The following is a 17,201-nucleotide window of genomic DNA, read 5'->3' as shown; positions in this document are numbered from 1 at the left end:
GGCGCCCCGGTGGGGGCGCGGTCTCGTGATGCCCGGAAGGGAAACGTTAGAACTTTACAATATAAGGTTGGGATTTCAAGACAGGCGGGCGCCCGTAGCGAGGGAGATGAAGTTGGCCAGGATGGCCCGGGAGGCAGCGTTGAACTCGGTTTCGGCGGCGATGAAGCCGGAGAGGTAGTCGGCACGGGGTGAGAACAGGCCGTCCCAGGCGTCGACGATGGCGCGGTCCACCTCGGGGTGAAATTGCACGCCGTAGACGCAGCCGGGTAGCCGGAAGGCTTGGGCAGGGCAGGCGCCGGAGCTGGCCAGAAGCGTCCCGCCGGGGGGGACGGTGAAGCTGTCGCTGTGGAGCTGGAAGGTGACGAAAGGATTGGGGATACCGGCGAAGAGCGGGTCGGAGCTTCCCTCGGCGATCACATCGACCCGGCAGATCCCCATCTCGCGGTGGGGCGAGGGGGAGCTCACCACCCCGCCGGCGGCGTGGGAGAGGAGCTGGCCGCCGAGACAGATACCGAGAAGCGGCGTCCTCGTCGTGAGTGCCGCGCGGATGAAGTCGATCACCAGCGCAAGGTGCGGGTGGTCAGCCGTGTCGTGCACCCCCATCTCCCCGCCAAGCACCACGATGCCGGTGCAAGAGGCCGGGTCGGGCAGGGGCTCACCGGCGTAAGCGGCCAGGCAGCGGTAGGGGGACCCGGACTCCTTCAGCAGATGCAGCAGTCCGCCAGCCGGGCACAGCGGGTCGTTTTGCACGATCAGGAACATTGAACCTCCGAATTTAGATGTTGTTATCCTATTTCTTTACCGTGATCCGCCCCCCCTCCCCTAACACCAGCGGCGACTCAGGGAAGTCATCGGCCGAGAGCCTGCGTATCAGGCGCAGGGCGCGGCGCTTGGGGTCGGGTTGCGGGGCGGTGTAGCGGAACTGCCGGAAGGAGTCGATGCTCCCGCCCAAGAAGGACCCGTCCGCCGCCAGCTCCACGTTGAGAAGCGGCGCGTAGCCGCTCTCGCCGGCGACGCTCACCCCGCCGTAGGTGGCGAAGTTCCCGAGGCTGTAGGCGATGAGCCTGCCGCGGTACAGCTCCAGGGCGCGCGGCACGTGCGGCCCGTGGGCGAGCACCAAGTCGGCGCCGCGGTCAATGGCATCGTGGGCGAAGCGGACCAAGTCGCCGCGCGACTCGTCCAGAAAGCGCTCCTCCCCGGGAGCCACGTGCAGCGCCCCCCTCCCCTCGGCACCGGCGTGGATGGAGAGGATCACCACGTCGTAGTCGGCGGAGGCACGGGCGATCTCTTGCAGCGGCTGTGCCGGAAAAACGAGGGAGCGAGGCGGCGGGCCGAAGGAGAGCGCGATCACGGCGACGCGCACGCCGTGCAGGTCGAAGCGGGCGATCTCACCTTTCCTGCTGGAAAACTGTAGCCCCGCCTCGCTGAGCGCATTCCTGGTCGACTCGAGACCGGCACGGCCGAAGTCCAGGGCGTGATTGTTGGCCAGGGTGAGCACGGAAAAGCCGGCATCTTTGAGGTTTTGGGCGTAGGACGGCGGGGTGCGGAACAGGTAGCGGCGCCCGGCAAGGGGCTGTTTGGTAGGCGTTTCCTCGCTGCACAGCGGCCCCTCCAGGTTGCCCAGGGCGAGGTCGGCGCGGCGCAGGTAGGGAGCGACCGCGGCGAAGAGTTCCCGGCCGTCGCGGGGGGGCAGTTTCGAGGTCGGGAAGTCGCTCCCCATCATGATGTCGCCCACGGCGGCCACGGTGACGGTGGGCGCGCCGTAGGCGCTGAACGGCAGCAGGAGTAAAAAAAAGAGGACAGCGCCCCGGAAGGGGCGCAGCTTGGCGCTGATGCGGATGAAATGGGACAGGTGAAGTTCCTTTCCTTGCCTACTAACGGTGCATCGGTTCCCGCCCGCAGCCTCCTTTTTAGGCTTTCGTGGCGCTCATTGCCTTCTTCATCATTTCCGTCCAATCCCCCTCTCCCTCGGGAGAGGGCCGGGGTGAGGGGCAAAGGGCTGGTGAGGGCGAATATTATTCGCCCCTACAGGAACGGTGTGCGCTCCCCCTCTTACAGGTGGGAGGAGTAATCCACCCTTACGCGTTCTTCCTCAACAGCCCCTCGGCGAGCACCTCGACCACGTCCTTGACCCGGACCTGGCCCGCCCCCTTGTCCTTGAGGCCGTCCTCCACCATGGTCATGCAGTATGGGCAGGCGACGCAGATGGTGTCGGGCTTCTGGGCCAGGAGTTCGTCGACGCGGGCGTGGTTCACCCTCTCACCGGTGAACTCCTCCATCCACATGCGCCCGCCGCCGGCGCCGCAGCAGAACGAGTTCCTGCCGTGGCGCTCCGCCTCGACGGCGGCGGTGCCGGTCGCGGCCTCGACGAGGGTGCGCGGTGCGTCGAAGATGTCGTTGTGGCGCCCAAGATAGCAGGGGTCGTGGTAGGCGATCCGCCCCAGGCTGTCGTCCTTGCGGTCCAGCTTGATGCGGCCGCTCCGGATGAGTTCCGCGATCAGCTCGCTCTGGTGCACCACCTCGAGCTCCAGGCCGTACTGGCGGTAGTCGTTCTTCAAAGTGGTGAGGCAGTGCGGGCAGAGGGTGATCACCTTGGTGACGCCGCGCTCGCGGAAAATTTCCACGTTCTCCAGTGCCATCTTCTCGAACAGGTACTCGTTGCCGAGCCTTCTCAGCGAATCACCGCAGCACTTCTCGTCCTTGCCCAGGATGCCCCAGGAGATGCCGGCGGCGTTCAGCACGGTGGCGAGCGCCACGGTGACCTGCTTGGCGCGGGAATCGAAGGAGCCCGCGCACCCGACGTAGAGGAGGTACTCGGTCTCGCCGGCGACGAACGGCTGCACCGGCAGGGTGGAAACCCACTTGGCACGCTCGCCCGGGGCGATGCCCCACGGGTTGGAGCGCTGTTCCATGTTCTCGAACAGGTTCAAGAGTTCCTCGGGGAAGCGGGACTCGGTTTCCACCAGGTGGCGCCGCATCTTGACGATCTTGGGCATCTGCTCGATCAGCACCGGGCAGGCCTCGATGCAGGCGCCGCAGGTGGTGCAGGCCCAGATGGCCTCCTCGGTATTGGTCCCCTCACCCTCGTCTCCGATGAGCGGCAGGGTGCCGCTTCTCCCCTCCCGGAGCGCGTGACTGTTCTCCATGAGGTTGGTCTTGATGGCGTGCACGACCTGGCGCGGGTTCAGGGCCTTACCGGTGTTGGTGGCCGGGCAGGCGGCCTGGCAGCGGCCGCACTCGGTGCAGGAGAACGAGTCGAAAAGGTCCTTCCAGGTGAAGCGCTCCACGGCCCCTACCCCGTAGACCGCTCCCTTCTCGAACTTCTCCCGCGGCTGGGTGGCGGGCCAGGTGAGCGCCCCGAAGTAGCAGTTAGGGATCGCTGTCAGGATGTGCATGTGCTTTGAGTGCGGCAAAAAGCAGATGAAGGCGAAGAGCACGAAGGCGTGCACCCACCAGGAGACGAGATAGACGGTCGGAATCAGGGAGGGGTGCTGCCCAAGCCAGGCCCCTACCAGGCTCGACACCGGCATGGCGGAGGAATTGCCCTCGGTCTGGAGGGCGATCAGCGCGCCGTGCAGGCCGAAGTAAGCCAGCATCAAAAGCGCGATGAAGGATAGGATAGCGAAGGCCTCGGGGCTTCTCCCCTTCACGTACAGGCTATCCAGGTAGGGGGGCTTCACCACCAGCCGCCGGATGAAAGAGAAGGCGATGGCGAACAGGGTCAGCAGCGACACCACGTCGAAGGCGAACAGGAGCACCCGGTGCACCCCTTCCGGCAACAGGGCGAGGCTCACCGACGGGAAGACCCCGTTGACCAGGAACTCGCCGTTGGCAAGCGCCAGGATCACGAAGGACCAAAAGATCACGAAGTGGTTCAGGCCGAAAGGCTTTCTCAGCACGCGCAACTGGCCGAAGGCGTACAGGAACATCTCGGAAAGACGGCGCGCCGGTTGGTCCAGCCTGTCTTCCGGCTGGCCGAAGTAGACCAGCGAGAAGCGGCGGTACACGCTCCAGCAGAAAAAGAGGAGCGAGGCGACCAGGAGCGTCGTGAAAATAACGGTTTGCGGCATCATAGGGGTACCTCGTTATGGAATGCGGCGCTGCCGCGCAACTAGTCTTTCAGGTTGATCACGCCTTGGAGCGGGCTGCCTTGAGGGCCCTCAGCTTGTTGGTCAGCGCCGGGATGATCTTGAACAGGTCGCCGACGAGGCCGTAGCTCGCCACCTCGAAGATGGGGGCCTCGGCGTCGCGGTTGATGGCGATCACCACGTCGGAGTCCTGCATGCCGACCAGGTGCTGGATGGCGCCGGAGATGCCGCAGGCGATGTAGACCTTCGGGCGCACCGTCTTGCCGGTCTGCCCCACCTGGCGGTCCGGGGGCATCCAGCCGGCGTCGACCGCGCTCCTAGAGGCGCCCACCACCCCGCCCAATACTTGGGCCAGCTCCTCGAGCATGGAGAAGTTCTCCTTGGCCATCATGCCGCGCCCACCGGAGACGATGAACTCGGCCCCGGCGATGTCGACCTTGGAACCGCCGCCGTCCATCAGGATGTCGAGCACCTTGACCAGGACCTGCTCCTCGGCCACCGGCACCGGCTCCCGGACGATCTCCCCCTTGGCCTGCGGGTCGAAGTCGGGCATGGGCATCACGTGCGGGCGCACCGTGGACATCTGGGGGCGGAACTTATCGCAGACGATGGTGGCCATGATGTTGCCGCCAAAAGCCGGGCGGGTCTGCATCAGGTTCCCCTTGTCGTCGATGGAGAGTCCGGTGCAGTCCGCGGTGAGACCGGTGGCCATCACGGTGGCGACCACGCCAGCGAGATCGCGCCCGAGACCGGTGGCGCCCATCAGGATCACCTCCGGCTTGTACTTCTCGACCAGGGCGCACAGGCTCTTCTGGTAGGCCTCGGTGCGGTAGTGGCGCAGAACCGGCGCGTCCATGAGATAGACCTTCTCGGCGCCGTAGCCGAAGGCCTGGTCGCAGAGCTTCTCCACCCCGTCCCCCATCACCACGGCGCACAGCGGGCACTTGCGCGCCTGTGCCAGCTCTTTCCCTTTACCCAAAAGCTCCCAGGAGACCTTGGCGGCCTCCCCCTCGGTCTGTTCCACGAAGACCCAGACCCCGGAATAGGCGGCGAGCTTCTTCTTAAGTGCCGCTTCCTCGGCGTCCTCCTCAACCGGCTCGCCGCCGGACACCGCCGCCAGCTCCTGCAGGATGCGCAGCTCTTCAGGGGTGAAGGACATCTCCAGCGCCTGCACCGGGCACACCTTGACGCACTTGACGCAGCCGATACAGCGGGAGGCGTCGATGATCGGCTCCCCGGCGTCGTTCATCTGGATCGCGTCCACCGGGCAGGCGCTCTGGCAGCGGGCCCCGCAGGCGATGCACTTGTTCTCCAGCAGCCTTGCCTTGCCGCGCGGTTTCTTGGGTGGTTTCACAGCATCGGTCATTGCATTTCCCTTGGTAATGTAATTAGAGAGCCAGGAGGTCCTTCTCCAGCATCTTGTCGATCAGCAACTGCGCCGCCCCTTCCGGGTCGTGCACCCCGTCCCCCAGCATCTCCCCCTTGGCCCGTTCGGGCGAGAAGATGCGGCTCACCCAGGTGGGGGAGCCCTTCAGGCCGATGCCGTTCGCGTCGAGTTGCAGCACCTTGTTGTCCCAGACCTCGACCTGGGCGTCGGCGGACTCAAGGCGCATGGCGACGGTTGGGTAGCGCGGCCGGTTCAACTCGCGCACCACGGTCAAAAGCACCGGCAGCGGCGCCTCCACGTGCTCGTGGCGCCCCTCCAGCTTGCGGCTCACCCGGATCTTCTTGGCGGAGAGATCGAGCTCGTCGACCCGGTCCACCAGGGTGAGCTGCGAGAAGTGGAGCCGGGTGGCGATGCCGGGGCCGACCTGGGCGGTGTCGCCGTCGATGGTCTGCTTGCCGCAGATCACCACCCCGACCTCCTCTTCCTGGGCGAGCTTTTCGATGGCCGCGGCCAGCACCTTGCTGGTCGCCAGCGTGTCGGCGCCGCCGAAGGTCCGGTCGGAGAGGAGCACCGCACGGTCAACCCCCTGGGCCAGCGCCTTTCTCAGCGTCGCCTCGGCGTTGGGAGGCCCCATCGAGATGGCGGCCACGCGGCAGCCGAAGCGGTCCTTAAAGCGCAGCGCCTGCTCCACCGCGTGGGTATCGTAGGGGTTGACGATAAAGGGGACACCCTCGCGGATCAGGGTGTTGGTGACGGGATCGATCTGTACCTGCGTTGTGTCGGGAACCTGCTTAACGCATACCACTACGAGCATGGTGACCTCGGATATTTTGATGCCTTCACAGTACTAGAGAATTGGGAAAAAAAGTTGACCTAGGTCAAGGAGCGGATGTTTACGGAAGGGTTCAGCGGAGTTAGCAACGTCGTGGTGCCCGGGCGCCCCCCAAACCCCTTGCATTTTGCCGGATGATCTTCTACCATCACGCGGAGCGTACGGGCGGAACCCTTTGCGTGAAGACCATTCCACACCCGAAACGGCGGGTGGAGCTACATGTCCGACAGATATATCGAAAAAAACTTCCTCTACCTGCTGGCGCTGTCACTACTGGTCCATGTAGCGGTATATCTTGTTATCATGATAATCCCCCCAGGACAACCCAAAACGGCACCGGAACCGACCATGGTCGACCTCACCGAGCTGCCCGACCTGAAGCCGCAGCCCCAGCCCGTGGAAAAGCCCGAGCCCAAGCCCGAGATCAAGCGGCACGCGGAAAAACCGCAGCGTGTTGTCAAGGAGACGGCACCGAAGGGGCTGGACGAGGTGGACCGGATGCTGCCCCGGTCGAAACCGCTGCCGCAGGTGAGCCGCCCGGCGCCGAGACAGCCGGCCTCACCTCAGGCTGTGCAACCCTCCCAGGAGCCGGTCACTCCGGGCCAGGGGATCTTCAAGCCCAAGACCGGTCAGGTTCCCGACCGGGCCAAGCTCTTTCCCAGCGCCACGAAGATGGCGCGCCTGGAGGAGAGCTACCGGGAGAAGTACCGCAGCGAGGTCGAGGAGGGGGAAACCCGCTTCCTCAACACCGACGATATCCTTTTCGGCTCCTTCTTACGCCGCCTGGAAAACGCGATCTACGGCGTGTGGCACTATCCGCAGGCGGCCCTTCTGCGCGGCATCGAGGGGACCACGCCGGTCCGGATCACCTTCAACCGCAAGGGCGAGATCGTCCGGGTCGACATGCTGGAGAGTTCGGGGAGCAAGATCCTCGACGACGAGGTGCTGCGCACCCTGAACGCCCTGGGACCGGTCGGTTCCTTCCCCAAGGGGTACACCGGCGACACCTTCAAACTGATCGCCTTCTTCCACTACGGCAGCGGCAGCGGCCGGCTGCACTAGCAGCCCAGGCGCTGCCTCAAAAACGCCTCGAAATCCCCGTTGAACTCATCGCGCTTGAGCGCCATATCCACCGTTGCCTTCAAAAAGCCCAGCTTGTCGCCGCAGTCGTGGCGAATGCCGTCGAAGCGGCAGCCGTAGATCGGCTCCTGGCGCGAGAGCGTCTTGATGGCGTCGGTCAACTGGATCTCTCCCCCCTTGCCCGGCTCCTGGTTTTGCAGGATCGGGAAGATCCCCGGGGTCAGGATGTAGCGGCCGATGATGGCCAGGTCCGAGGGCGCCTCCGCGACCGGCGGTTTCTCCACCAGGTCCAGCACCTCGAAGGCGCGCTTGGCCAGGTGGTTCGCCTTGACACATCCGTACGAGGAGATGTTCTCGATCGGGACCTGCTCCAGGGCGAGTACCGGCGAGCGGTAGGTCTCGTAGGTCTCCAGGAGCTGCCCCAGACAGGGCTGCTGGGCATCGATGATGTCGTCGCCCAAAAGGACTGCGAAGGGCTCGTCGCCCACGAAATCCTTGGCGCAGAGGATGGCGTGGCCAAGGCCTAGCGCCTCCTTCTGCCTCACGAAGAAGATGTTGGCCATCTCCGCGATCTGGCGCACCTGCTGCAGTTCGTGGTCCTTCCCCTTGTCGTAGAGCAGCGACTCCAACTCGAAAGCGATATCGAAGTGGTCCTCGATCGCCCTCTTGCCGCGGCCGGTGACGAAGAGGATCTGTTCGATCCCCGAAGCTACCGCCTCCTCCACCACGTACTGCACCAGTGGCTTGTCGATGAGCGGCAGCATCTCCTTGGGTGTGGATTTGGTGGCCGGCAGGAACCTGGTTCCCAGGCCTGCGACCGGAAAGACCGCCTTTTTAACGCGCATAGCGAGACCTCACATTGAATAATATTGCAGAATGATGGCCACTAGCGGAACACGTCGCCTCACGTCCCCCCCTTGCGAAGGGGGGATAGGGGGGATTTGCTTCTAGCTGGCGCATCCAACCCAGCGCCCCCGTCAGCATTCCTACATGCCGCGCTTCGCCGACTCCAGCGTGTTCTGCAGCAGCATGGTGATGGTCATCGGCCCCACGCCCCCCGGCACCGGGGTAATGGCCGAGGCGCGCTCGCTGGCGGCCGCGTACTCCACGTCGCCGACCAGCTTTTTCTCGCCCACGCGGTTCACGCCCACGTCGATGACCACCGCCCCTTCCTTGATCCAGGAGCCCTTGATCATCTCCGGCACGCCCACCGCCGCGATCACTACGTCGGCCTGGGCCACCTTGCCGGCCAAGTCGCGCGTCTTCGAGTGGCACAGGGTCACCGTGGCGTTTTGCTGCAGGCACATGAAGGCGACCGGCTTGCCGACGATGTTGGAGCGCCCCACCACGACCACTTCCTTGCCGGAAAGCTCCACTCCCGCCTCCTTGAGCATCACCATGACGCCGTAGGGGGTGCAGGGCTGGAAGAGCGGCTTGCCGATCACCAGGCGCCCCACGTTGTAGGGGTGGAAACCGTCAGCGTCCTTGTCCGGCGAGATCGCCTCGAGGACGCGCTCGGTGTTGATCTGCTTGGGCAGCGGCAACTGCACCAGGATACCGTGGATCTTGGGGTCCGCATTCAGCTTCGCGATCAGGGCCAACAGCTCGTCTTCGCTGGTCTCCACCGGGAGCTTGTACTCGTCGGAAAAGATCCCCACATCAGCGCACGCCTTCTCCTTCATGGAGACGTAGACCTTGCTGGCCGGGTCCTCGCCCACCAGCACCACGGCCAAACCGGGGACGATCCCCTTCTCCTTCAGCTGAGCCGCCTCTGCGCTGATCTCTGCGCGGATTTTCGCCGCGATGGCCTTCCCGTCGATGATTTTCGCCATTAACGTGCACCCCTCTTTTCAATGAAATATGCAGGCGCGGTGCGGGCGCGCGGGCCCGACCGGCATCAGGTTTTAAGCTGTCGATAATAAGTAAAGTGAGGGTCTTTGTAAAGGACTTTGCCGGAAAACGGGACAAAAAAAGGCCCCCGCGAACGGGGGCCTGGTGGGTTTCGATCAGGAGGCAGAGGGGCAGCCGGCGCAGCTTCCGCCGGAGGGGCAGGCGGGTGCGGCAGTCTTGGTGGTGCCGTAACCGTCGCCGTACCACCCTCCCCCTTTCAGTGAAAAACCAGACTGGGAGATCAGCTTCTCGACCGGGCCGCCGCAGGCGGGGCATTCGGAAGCGGGCGCGTCGGAGAACTTCTGGCGCAACTCAAAGGTATTATTGCAGCTTTTGCATTGATACTCGTAAAGTGGCATTTCTTTGCTACCTCCTAATAAACTGTGACACCAGCCATAAGACGGCTAAGGGCAGGATTAATATAAAGACCCGCCCCCATCTTTGTCAAGGGGCAACCTGGAGACTATGGGAAATGGCGAAGAGCAGGCGCGAGCGGTAGATGAGGCCCACCACCTTTTTGCCGTCCACCACCGGCACCCTCTGGAAGCGGTGGGTGAGGAAGAGCCGCGCTATATCGCTGACGCTGGCGTCCTGGGTTACCGAGATCGGCTGGTGCTCCATGATGACGGAGATGGGAAGATCCTTGATGCGGTCGCACAGAGAGCCGAAGAAAGCGGGGTCGGATTTCCCTTCCGGCGCGCCGTCCATGATGGCCGTGATGATGCTGAGCGGCGTCAGGATGCCTGCCAGCCCTCCCCTTTCGTTGACCACGATCAGGCCCGGCGCCGCGTTCAGGAAACTCTCGTCGCCGAAGTTGCTCTTCATGATCCGGACCGCCTCTGCCACCGTGGTCTTGGTGGTGATGGACGGCACGTCCGTTACCATAATGTCTCTCGCCTTCATGGATGCTCCTTGTTTATTTTGAATAGCGGGTCGAGATCATCCTGCTCTACCCCCTCCACCCTCACTACCTTGTGCCGGGACTTGGACCCGGACTTGATGCTCACCTTGGACTTGGCGATGCCCAGGCTTTTCGCGATCAGTTCCACGCACTGCTTGTTGGCCGCGTCGTCAACCGGCGGCGACGTGAGCCGGACCCGGAGCTCGCCTTCCTTGGGGCCGCAGATCTCGCTGCGCGAGGCGCGCGGCTGCACGTGCACCGTAAAGATGAGCCCCTCCGGCGTCTGGGTAACCCTCACCGACTCCTGGCTCATTATTTATCCAGCGCGAGCAACTTGTAGTAGGTATCCAGGAGGTTCTTGAAGCCGCTCTCGAACTGGAGCTTGTCCCTTCTCAGGTCCTGTATCTGGTTGTTCAACTGCACCAGCTTGTTCTCGGCGTCCGCGATGATGCGCTCTCCCTTCAGCTCCGCCTCCGAGATCATGAGGTGCGCCTCCTTCTGGGCGTTCGCCTTCATCTCCTCGGTGATGCGCTGGGCCGCGAGCATGGTCTCTCGCAGTTGCGATTCGCGGGCCTCCATCTCGGCCATCGCGGTCGCGTTACGGTTTAAGCGCTCCTTCAGGTCGTTGTTCTCCCTGATCAGCTCCTCCATCTCGCCGGCAACCAGTTGCAGAAAGCTATCGACGTCCTCGGGGTCGAGGCCGCCCAGCATCTTTCCCTTGAACTGCTGCTGCTGGATGTCCATCGGAGATATTTTCACAGGGTTCCCCCTCCTTTGAGCTGGGTACTGAAGATCATCAGGTAGGTATAGGCGGTGTCGAAGACGATGATCTGCACCAGGTAGATGAGGGCGAACAGGACCAGCGGCGAGAGGTCGAGCATCCCGGTGTCCGGCATGTAGCGGCGGATGCGCCGCAGAGCCGGCTCCGTCACGCGGTAGATGAAGTTGACGATGGGGTTGTAAGGATCGGCGTTGACCCAGGAGATGATGACGCTCGCGAGCAGTATGTACTTATAGACGGTTAAAAGACCACTGGCCAACTCGACGATCTTCGCAAGGGCCAAGAGGATGTTGGCAAGCAGGATCATTTCTCCCCCTCAGAGATTGGGTGGTAAAGCATGCCAAGCTATACAGAAAACACGATGGTTTGTCAAGGGTGAGCGGGGTAGTGAGAGTGTGATAAGTATTAGCAATAACGAATACAATTTATACCGGGCACAAATATGAAAGATGTAGGTCAGCTCGATCAGACCGAGCCCAATGAATTACATTCGAATTTACATATTGACTAAAGGTTGGAGATGTTTTAAACAAGTACGACAGAAACGAATGAGGAAGCACCACCGTCGCTGGTGGGCGGCCTGGTCTTCAAAACCAGTGAGGGGGGTGAGAAACTTCCCTGGTGGGTTCGATTCCCATGTGCTTCCGCCATTACCTAAACGCATGACCTTGTAGGGGCGAATAATCATTCGCCCCTACTTTCGTTCATCCCATCCCGCATCTCCCAGTCAACTTCCTCGCACGGCTTCTGAGAAGCTTCCGTCCCAAATCGCGTCTGTAGCGCGTTCCTGAAAAACAACTGCGCCCTAATACCGCCCATTCGACCCGACCACGCTTACATGATACGGACTTGGGGTTTACCGTGCGAGAATCCTCGTTGTTCTTTTGGGTATTTATGGGTATATTTACGGGTGGAGAGGGATATGATCAGACTGGAAAGCATAACTATCGACGCAAGTGTGCTGAATCTGGTTGCGGAACTGGACGAGTTCAAGGGACGCTGGGAACTTCTGGGCAAACTTGCGCCGGACGTGCTGCAGTCGCTGCGCCGCGTCGCCACCATCGAATCGGTCGGTTCCTCGACCAGGATCGAAGGGGCGAAGCTCTCCGACCATCAGGTGGAGCTTCTTCTCGCCAACCTCGACGTGAACTCCTTCCGCTCCCGAGACGAGGAAGAGGTCGCAGGCTACGCCGAGGCCATGGGAGTGGTTTTCGATTCCTGGGAGCAGATCACGCTCACGGAGAACCACGTGAAGCAACTGCACGGTATTCTCCTCAAGTACAGCGGCAAGGACCTGACCCACCGCGGGGAATACAAGAAGTTTTCCAACAACGTCGAGGCCTTCGATCCTGACGGCAAAAGCCTGGGCGTCATCTTTGAGACAGCCTCTCCCTTCGACACCCCGAAGCTCATGGCGGAGTTCATCGAGGCGACTCGCCGTGCACTCTCGGAGCGGGAACTCCATCCGCTGTTGGTCGTCGCGGCCTTCACGGTGCACTTTCTCGCCATCCATCCCTTTCAAGACGGCAACGGTCGGCTCTCCCGGGTGCTCACCACCCTCCTCTTGACCCGGAGCGGCTACCGCTACGTCCCCTACAGCTCGCTTGAGCGGGTGATCGAGGAAAATAAGGATGCTTATTACCGCGCGCTTCGGCAGGCGCAGCGCGAGATCCGCAGCGAGAAAGAGAACCTCGACCCATGGGTGCGGTTCTTCCTGCAGAGCCTGAAGAGGCAGAAGGACGCCCTCCTCTACAAGGTGGAACGCGAGAATCTCCTGGAGCGGATGTCGCCGGTGGCGGAGCGACTGGTGGCAATTGCCAGGGAGCGTGGCAGGGTCACCATCTCCGATGCGGTCGAACTGCTCGGTCTGAACCGGAACACGGCCAAGCTTCACTTCCGCCAACTGGTGCAGCAAGGGCACCTCCTGCAGCACGGCAACGGCAGGGGGACCTGGTACACTGTGGGGCGCTGAGGCCAGTACGCATGACCCTGTAGGGGCGAATAATCATTCGCCCCTTCTTTCGTCCCCACGCGAGCAGTTCTCGCCCCCTGACCCCACTCTTACCACAAAGCCCCGCCCCCCTCCCCGCTCTGGGAGGTCGTCGGTGTTCCAAGCCTGCGTGTGACTGGATCAGTCGATCTTCCAGCATGGCAGTCATTCCCGTTTGACTTGCCTCAAAAGACATCTTATAGTGTGACCCGCTTAATAAGCAATTGCTGAAACATCGGACACTGCGGGCTGCTACTGAATAGCAAATTGGATTCACAATGAAATATTTAAAAGAGGGCTTAATAAAGGAGTGTATAGCTCTGTCACCACTGCTCTGTGGTGCGCTGGCGCTAATTCTATCTATCACCTTAGATCATGTATTACCAAAAAGAACGGTGACTTATGACGAAATCGTACCCCAATATGCATGGAAAGAAGTGGAACTTCCCGAAAACCACCTCGCCACTGATCCTCCCTCCAAGCTCAGGCGTCAAAATTTAAAAATGGCTGTCATGGATGGATCTGGGAGGCCGATATTAATACACAAAAAAATCACAAAAAAGGTACCGTATTCTTATGACATTGTCCTTTCTGATTGGAAGGAGGTGACAAGCGAGAAACTTGGAGTACCAAATTATAGTCAAAAAATTATTTACCCTCCCCGTAGTAGCCCAACGCAATCCATTATGCCACAGGATGTGCTAGGAGTAATGCAATACGAACTAAACATTATCGAAGAGGGCACTGGAGTGTTCTATCCCGTTCGGGAATTGAAGAAAATTCGGTTAACATACGAGTTCTCTACCGGAGTTGGGTCCATTCTTGGCGTGATGATGAGCACATGGTTATTGCTTCGCCAACTTAAAAAACAATCAACCACAATGGGGTAGCCCTTCGAGAAAGATGGAGAGGCAATTCTCCATTTTTTTTGAAGTAAGCAAATGTGTCCCAAGCAGTCGGTTTTCAGACCAATCGGAGAGAGGGAGAGAGGGAGAGAGGGAGAGAGGGAGAGAGGGAGAGAGGGAGAGAGGGAGAGAGGGAGAGAGGGGGACGCCCAGCAGGCTCAGAAACAGACAGATTCAGCCGGTTACGAACACTACACCGACAAGAACGGGAACGAGGTCGTTATCGTCCCGGCAAGATACCAAGCACCCCGTGCTGAACAGGCACCTATTCAGGCTGCATACCAGCAAGGTTTGCAGCAGGGTTCACCGTTGTCCCCTGAACAGGCATCTCCGGCACCGGTTGCACCACAACACGCCGCCCCACCGAAAAATGTCGCATTGATTGCTATGAATGCAGCAAATGGCAACACCCGGATGAACGTCTTTGAAGCGTGCAGGTGCAGTAACGGTATAGCGACGAAAGGCGACACAAGGGGAGAGGTCTTAGAAAAATGCGCACAGCCGGCAACTCGATCAGGTGGCGCCAGAGACTGCCGAGAGATTTGGTTGTACAACTTTGGTCCCAATGAGTTCATGCAAGGTGTTTGTTTTAAAGGCGGCCGCGTGAGCAAAGTTCTCAGTCTCGAATATGGATATTGATAGCCGAGATTGGTGGTCATGTGACGATGGGGCCATATGGCGAAGGTATGGCAGGCGGAAGTTGTTTGCTTTTACCCCGCCAAGTCAATCAACTCAACAACGTCCCCTTAGCACCCCTAACAAATTAGAATTTCAATATGAACGGAGGAGCAATGAAAGTTATACTAAAGGAGAACATTGAGGAACTTGGGAGAATTGGCGATATCGTTAAAGTAGCACCAGGCTATGCAAGAAATTATTTACTTCCTAAGGGATTTGCAGTTGAAGCAAATACAAAGAACGCAAAAGCTCTTGAACACGCTAAAAGACATTTAGAGTATAAAAAGAAACGAGTCCTCGATGCAGCAAAAGTACTCGCAGCTAAAATTGAAGCTATACAGATAACTGTGCAGCATAAAGCAGGAGAGCATGGCAAATTATTCGGTTCTATCACTAACCTAGAACTTGCCAATAATTTAAAAGAGTGCGGCGTAGAAATTGATAGAAAACGCATAATTTTGACAGAACCAATAAAAGCTATTGGTGAGCACAGGGCGCTGGTAAAGTTACACCCAGAAATTACCGCAGGTTTGGTAATAAAAGTCATAGGCGTTGAAAGCGCTGTTTGCTGCGTAAATCCTGGAGGTGAAGACGATGTCCCTCCGTCACCTCCTAAGAAATAACAACGAGGGCGTACATGAAATCATTTTTCAGTTTTGGCTTTCCTTTTTTATTGCGAATAATTATCCCGGGTTCATTCGCATCGCTGGCTATAGCTCCAGTGTACGAGTGTGTGTTTCCTTACAGACTAGGTAGTAACTTTGAATTTTATATCTTCTTTTCAATTGCTGTAGGTTTATTTTGTATCTTTATTGGAGAACATATTTTAAGATTCTACGAAGGGTACTGGTTTTGGCCGGAATTTCTGAGAAAATTTTGCATTTCACGATTACAAAAAAAAATCACACATCTTCAAACAGTCTATGATCAGACTAATGATCAGATAAAGCGACAAGTTATCAATGGCAAATTGCTCCGCTTTCCAATAAAAGAAATTCCAACTGAACGAGTGCCGCGTTACCAAGCGGAAATGCCAACTTTGCTCGGAAATATTCTTAGAGCTTATGAAGCATATCCCAATTCAAGATATGGAATTAAGTCAATTTTTTTCTGGCCAATGTTTTGGCTGCTTCTCGACAAAGATGCCAGAAAGGAGATTGAAGAACAGTGGGTATTTGCCGAATGCCTGACCTACATTTCCTTTTTGTCTCTAATTTTAGCTGTATTTTATTTTTTGCTGTATTGGTTTGATCAAATTGGACTGATATCAAAAGTTTTATTTATTATTGACCCTACTGCATTTAAAGTAATGAACTTGACAAGAATTAGTGCGAAAAAGTTTATATACGTTACTATGTTCGGTTCGCTAATTGCGAACGCAAGAATTACATACCTCATTTCGTTGCGGCATCACCTCAGAAATGGCGCCTATTTCCAAGCTGTATTTGCCTTAAAAAAGAACGAGGTGAAGGAAACACTGTTGATGAAAGAATCAGACAGTGAATACTGGAATGAAATGTGGTTGTATTTACGATACAAACTTATAAAGTGCCAAAAATGTAAGTCGTTCTTCCCTGCATCATATTTTAAAGATGATATTTGCAATGATTGTCACACAGACAATAACGATTTGAAAAAATCTTAAAAGAAGCCGCTGGCAAGCGCCATGGCACCGATACCGGGGATTGACGGCAAAAGATCACAAGCGCGACAGCGGTCACGACGCTGCGCTCTCGGCGTTAGTGTTGTAGAACAGATTTGACAGTAAGACTTACTTGAAATTTACTTAAAATCGCAAGGTAGAGAGGCACTAGGGCACTAGGGGACGTTGCTGAGATTCTGAGATTTGCAGACGCAACAGAGAAAGAAGTTAAAATCTCAACACGTCCCTCTTGCTAATATTAGCCCACAATACATGGACGCCCCCCCTCTAGCCTTTATCAGCCCCAGTAAACTGCTATTCCCCATGAAGGAGACTGCTAAATGGATTCCATAGAGTTTGTGAGCAACAGCCTGAACAAGGGACACAGTCATGAAGAGGTACTCGCCAAGGCCGGAACTGACGCAGAATCTATCATCCTCTGTGCGGCTTACTGGAAACCCAATGGCATCAGGTTAATCAAATCGCAACTCATCTCTGCTTTAGAGCGTGGGGTCCCGGTGGAAATCTACGCCAGCCTGAACGAGTGGAACACCACGCCGGAGGCCCTCACTGAGTTGCTTGACTTAGTCTCGCAGCACAGGGGGGCTAAGCTCTACCTCTGTGAAAAGAAAGGCTCGATCTTTCACACCAAGGTCTATTATTTCAGAACCTCCAGCAAATTCACCGCAATTATTGGGTCGGCAAACCTCACGGAGGGAGGACTATCGAAAAACGACGAGGCGTCGGTAGTGGTTAAAGGAGGTTTCGACACCGCCTTCCATAACGAACTTCTCGTCTACCTGCTGGAGTTGAAGGGCCGAAAGGAAATGGTGCTTGAGGCAACCAAGGAAAGAATCGAAGAGTATCAAAAGGAGTTCAAAAAGCGAAACGACCGCCGCGTCAAGCGCGGCTTAAGACCTCCGACCTGAGAAACATCGGGAGCCTATGATTTTAGCCGATTAGCGCTAATCTTCAGCAAGACGTAACCAACGTTCTGTTCGTTTACCGGTCCTTACGCCTGCGAAAA

At 58.4% G+C, this 17,201-nt stretch carries 18 protein-coding genes, 1 tRNA gene and 1 pseudogene; 8 read left to right on the top strand and 12 right to left on the bottom strand.

From position 1 onward, the window contains the following. Positions 1 to 75: 75 nt before the first annotated feature. The 5 genes from JFN90_RS22430 to JFN90_RS17045 form a co-directional block, all read right to left on the bottom strand. Positions 76 to 762 (bottom strand): type 1 glutamine amidotransferase, encoded by a 687-nt coding sequence (locus JFN90_RS22430; protein WP_199396326.1) that lies wholly within the window; start codon positions 760 to 762, stop codon positions 76 to 78. 28 nt (positions 763 to 790) lie between these two features. Beyond that, on the bottom strand, positions 791 to 1,735 hold the full coding sequence (locus JFN90_RS17060) for a CapA family protein (RefSeq protein ID WP_328755758.1): 945 nt from the start codon (positions 1,733 to 1,735) through the stop codon (positions 791 to 793). A 343-nt stretch (positions 1,736 to 2,078) separates the two neighbouring features. Beyond that, entirely contained in the window at positions 2,079 to 4,073 is a 1,995-nt protein-coding gene (locus tag JFN90_RS17055) for a (Fe-S)-binding protein (protein WP_199396324.1), read from the bottom strand. A gap of 55 nt (positions 4,074 to 4,128) precedes the next feature. After that, complete coding sequence (locus tag JFN90_RS17050) at positions 4,129 to 5,454, bottom strand: FAD-binding protein (RefSeq protein ID WP_199396323.1); 1,326 nt, start codon at positions 5,452 to 5,454, stop codon at positions 4,129 to 4,131. 22 nt (positions 5,455 to 5,476) lie between these two features. Further along, positions 5,477 to 6,289, bottom strand: coding sequence for an electron transfer flavoprotein subunit beta/FixA family protein (locus JFN90_RS17045; RefSeq protein WP_199396322.1), 813 nt, complete (start codon positions 6,287 to 6,289; stop codon positions 5,477 to 5,479). A 237-nt stretch (positions 6,290 to 6,526) separates the two neighbouring features. Between JFN90_RS17045 and JFN90_RS17040 the strand changes: the two genes are divergently transcribed. Continuing rightward, the gene (locus tag JFN90_RS17040; protein WP_199396321.1) at positions 6,527 to 7,369 is read left to right on the top strand and encodes a TonB family protein; all 843 of its coding nucleotides are present in this window, start codon (positions 6,527 to 6,529) and stop codon (positions 7,367 to 7,369) included. On the opposite strand, the gene galU is transcribed toward JFN90_RS17040, so the two are convergent. The 7 genes from galU to JFN90_RS17005 all read right to left on the bottom strand — a co-directional run bounded on the left by galU (position 7,366) and on the right by JFN90_RS17005 (position 11,266). Next, positions 7,366 to 8,232, bottom strand: a complete 867-nt coding sequence (gene galU / locus JFN90_RS17035) for a UTP--glucose-1-phosphate uridylyltransferase GalU (protein WP_199396320.1) — start codon at positions 8,230 to 8,232, stop codon at positions 7,366 to 7,368. The genes JFN90_RS17040 and galU overlap by 4 nt on opposite strands. Positions 8,233 to 8,373: 141 nt before the next feature. Beyond that, positions 8,374 to 9,219 carry a bifunctional methylenetetrahydrofolate dehydrogenase/methenyltetrahydrofolate cyclohydrolase FolD gene (gene folD, locus JFN90_RS17030; protein WP_199396319.1) on the bottom strand — a complete coding sequence of 282 codons (846 nt, stop codon included), beginning with the start codon at positions 9,217 to 9,219 and terminating at the stop codon, positions 8,374 to 8,376. Positions 9,220 to 9,393: 174 nt separating this feature from the next. Beyond that, the gene (locus JFN90_RS17025; protein ID WP_199396318.1) at positions 9,394 to 9,636 is read right to left on the bottom strand and encodes an FmdB family zinc ribbon protein; all 243 of its coding nucleotides are present in this window, start codon (positions 9,634 to 9,636) and stop codon (positions 9,394 to 9,396) included. Positions 9,637 to 9,721: 85 nt separating this feature from the next. Further along, positions 9,722 to 10,180 (bottom strand): CBS domain-containing protein, encoded by a 459-nt coding sequence (locus tag JFN90_RS17020; protein ID WP_199396317.1) that lies wholly within the window; start codon positions 10,178 to 10,180, stop codon positions 9,722 to 9,724. Then, a complete protein-coding gene (locus tag JFN90_RS17015; RefSeq protein ID WP_199396316.1) occupies positions 10,177 to 10,491 on the bottom strand; it encodes a DUF167 domain-containing protein in 315 nt (104 codons plus the stop codon). The genes JFN90_RS17020 and JFN90_RS17015 overlap by 4 nt, the downstream gene beginning before the upstream one ends. After that, positions 10,491 to 10,937: a DivIVA domain-containing protein gene (locus JFN90_RS17010; RefSeq protein WP_199396315.1), complete on the bottom strand. Its 447-nt coding sequence runs from the start codon at positions 10,935 to 10,937 to the stop codon at positions 10,491 to 10,493. Before JFN90_RS17010 ends, JFN90_RS17015 begins: the two co-directional genes overlap by 1 nt. Then, positions 10,934 to 11,266 carry a YggT family protein gene (locus JFN90_RS17005; RefSeq protein ID WP_199396314.1) on the bottom strand — a complete coding sequence of 111 codons (333 nt, stop codon included), beginning with the start codon at positions 11,264 to 11,266 and terminating at the stop codon, positions 10,934 to 10,936. Before JFN90_RS17005 ends, JFN90_RS17010 begins: the two co-directional genes overlap by 4 nt. Before the next feature lie 245 nt (positions 11,267 to 11,511). Between JFN90_RS17005 and JFN90_RS17000 the strand changes: the two genes are divergently transcribed. From JFN90_RS17000 to JFN90_RS16970, 7 genes and pseudogenes are all read left to right on the top strand, one after another. Next, a tRNA-Sec gene (locus tag JFN90_RS17000) sits at positions 11,512 to 11,609 on the top strand. 272 nt (positions 11,610 to 11,881) lie between these two features. After that, complete coding sequence (locus JFN90_RS16995; protein ID WP_199396313.1) at positions 11,882 to 12,931, top strand: Fic family protein; 1,050 nt, start codon at positions 11,882 to 11,884, stop codon at positions 12,929 to 12,931. Between the two features lie 296 nt (positions 12,932 to 13,227). Next, the gene (locus JFN90_RS16990; protein ID WP_199396312.1) at positions 13,228 to 13,839 is read left to right on the top strand and encodes a hypothetical protein; all 612 of its coding nucleotides are present in this window, start codon (positions 13,228 to 13,230) and stop codon (positions 13,837 to 13,839) included. A 51-nt stretch (positions 13,840 to 13,890) separates the two neighbouring features. After that, the gene (locus JFN90_RS22650; protein ID WP_199396311.1) at positions 13,891 to 14,493 is read left to right on the top strand and encodes a DUF2845 domain-containing protein; all 603 of its coding nucleotides are present in this window, start codon (positions 13,891 to 13,893) and stop codon (positions 14,491 to 14,493) included. 152 nt (positions 14,494 to 14,645) lie between these two features. Then, positions 14,646 to 15,077 (top strand): annotated as a pseudogene (gene rplI / locus JFN90_RS16980) (50S ribosomal protein L9); the annotation flags it as partial. 92 nt (positions 15,078 to 15,169) lie between these two features. Next, complete coding sequence (locus JFN90_RS16975) at positions 15,170 to 16,177, top strand: hypothetical protein (RefSeq protein ID WP_199396309.1); 1,008 nt, start codon at positions 15,170 to 15,172, stop codon at positions 16,175 to 16,177. 338 nt (positions 16,178 to 16,515) lie between these two features. Continuing rightward, the gene (locus JFN90_RS16970; protein ID WP_199396308.1) at positions 16,516 to 17,103 is read left to right on the top strand and encodes a phospholipase D-like domain-containing protein; all 588 of its coding nucleotides are present in this window, start codon (positions 16,516 to 16,518) and stop codon (positions 17,101 to 17,103) included. Positions 17,104 to 17,201: the final 98 nt, after the last annotated feature.

The organism is Geomonas propionica, assembly GCF_016458235.1.
GTDB classification, from domain to species: domain Bacteria; phylum Desulfobacterota; class Desulfuromonadia; order Geobacterales; family Geobacteraceae; genus Geomonas; species Geomonas propionica.
This window is presented reverse-complemented; position numbering and strand designations above follow the sequence as displayed.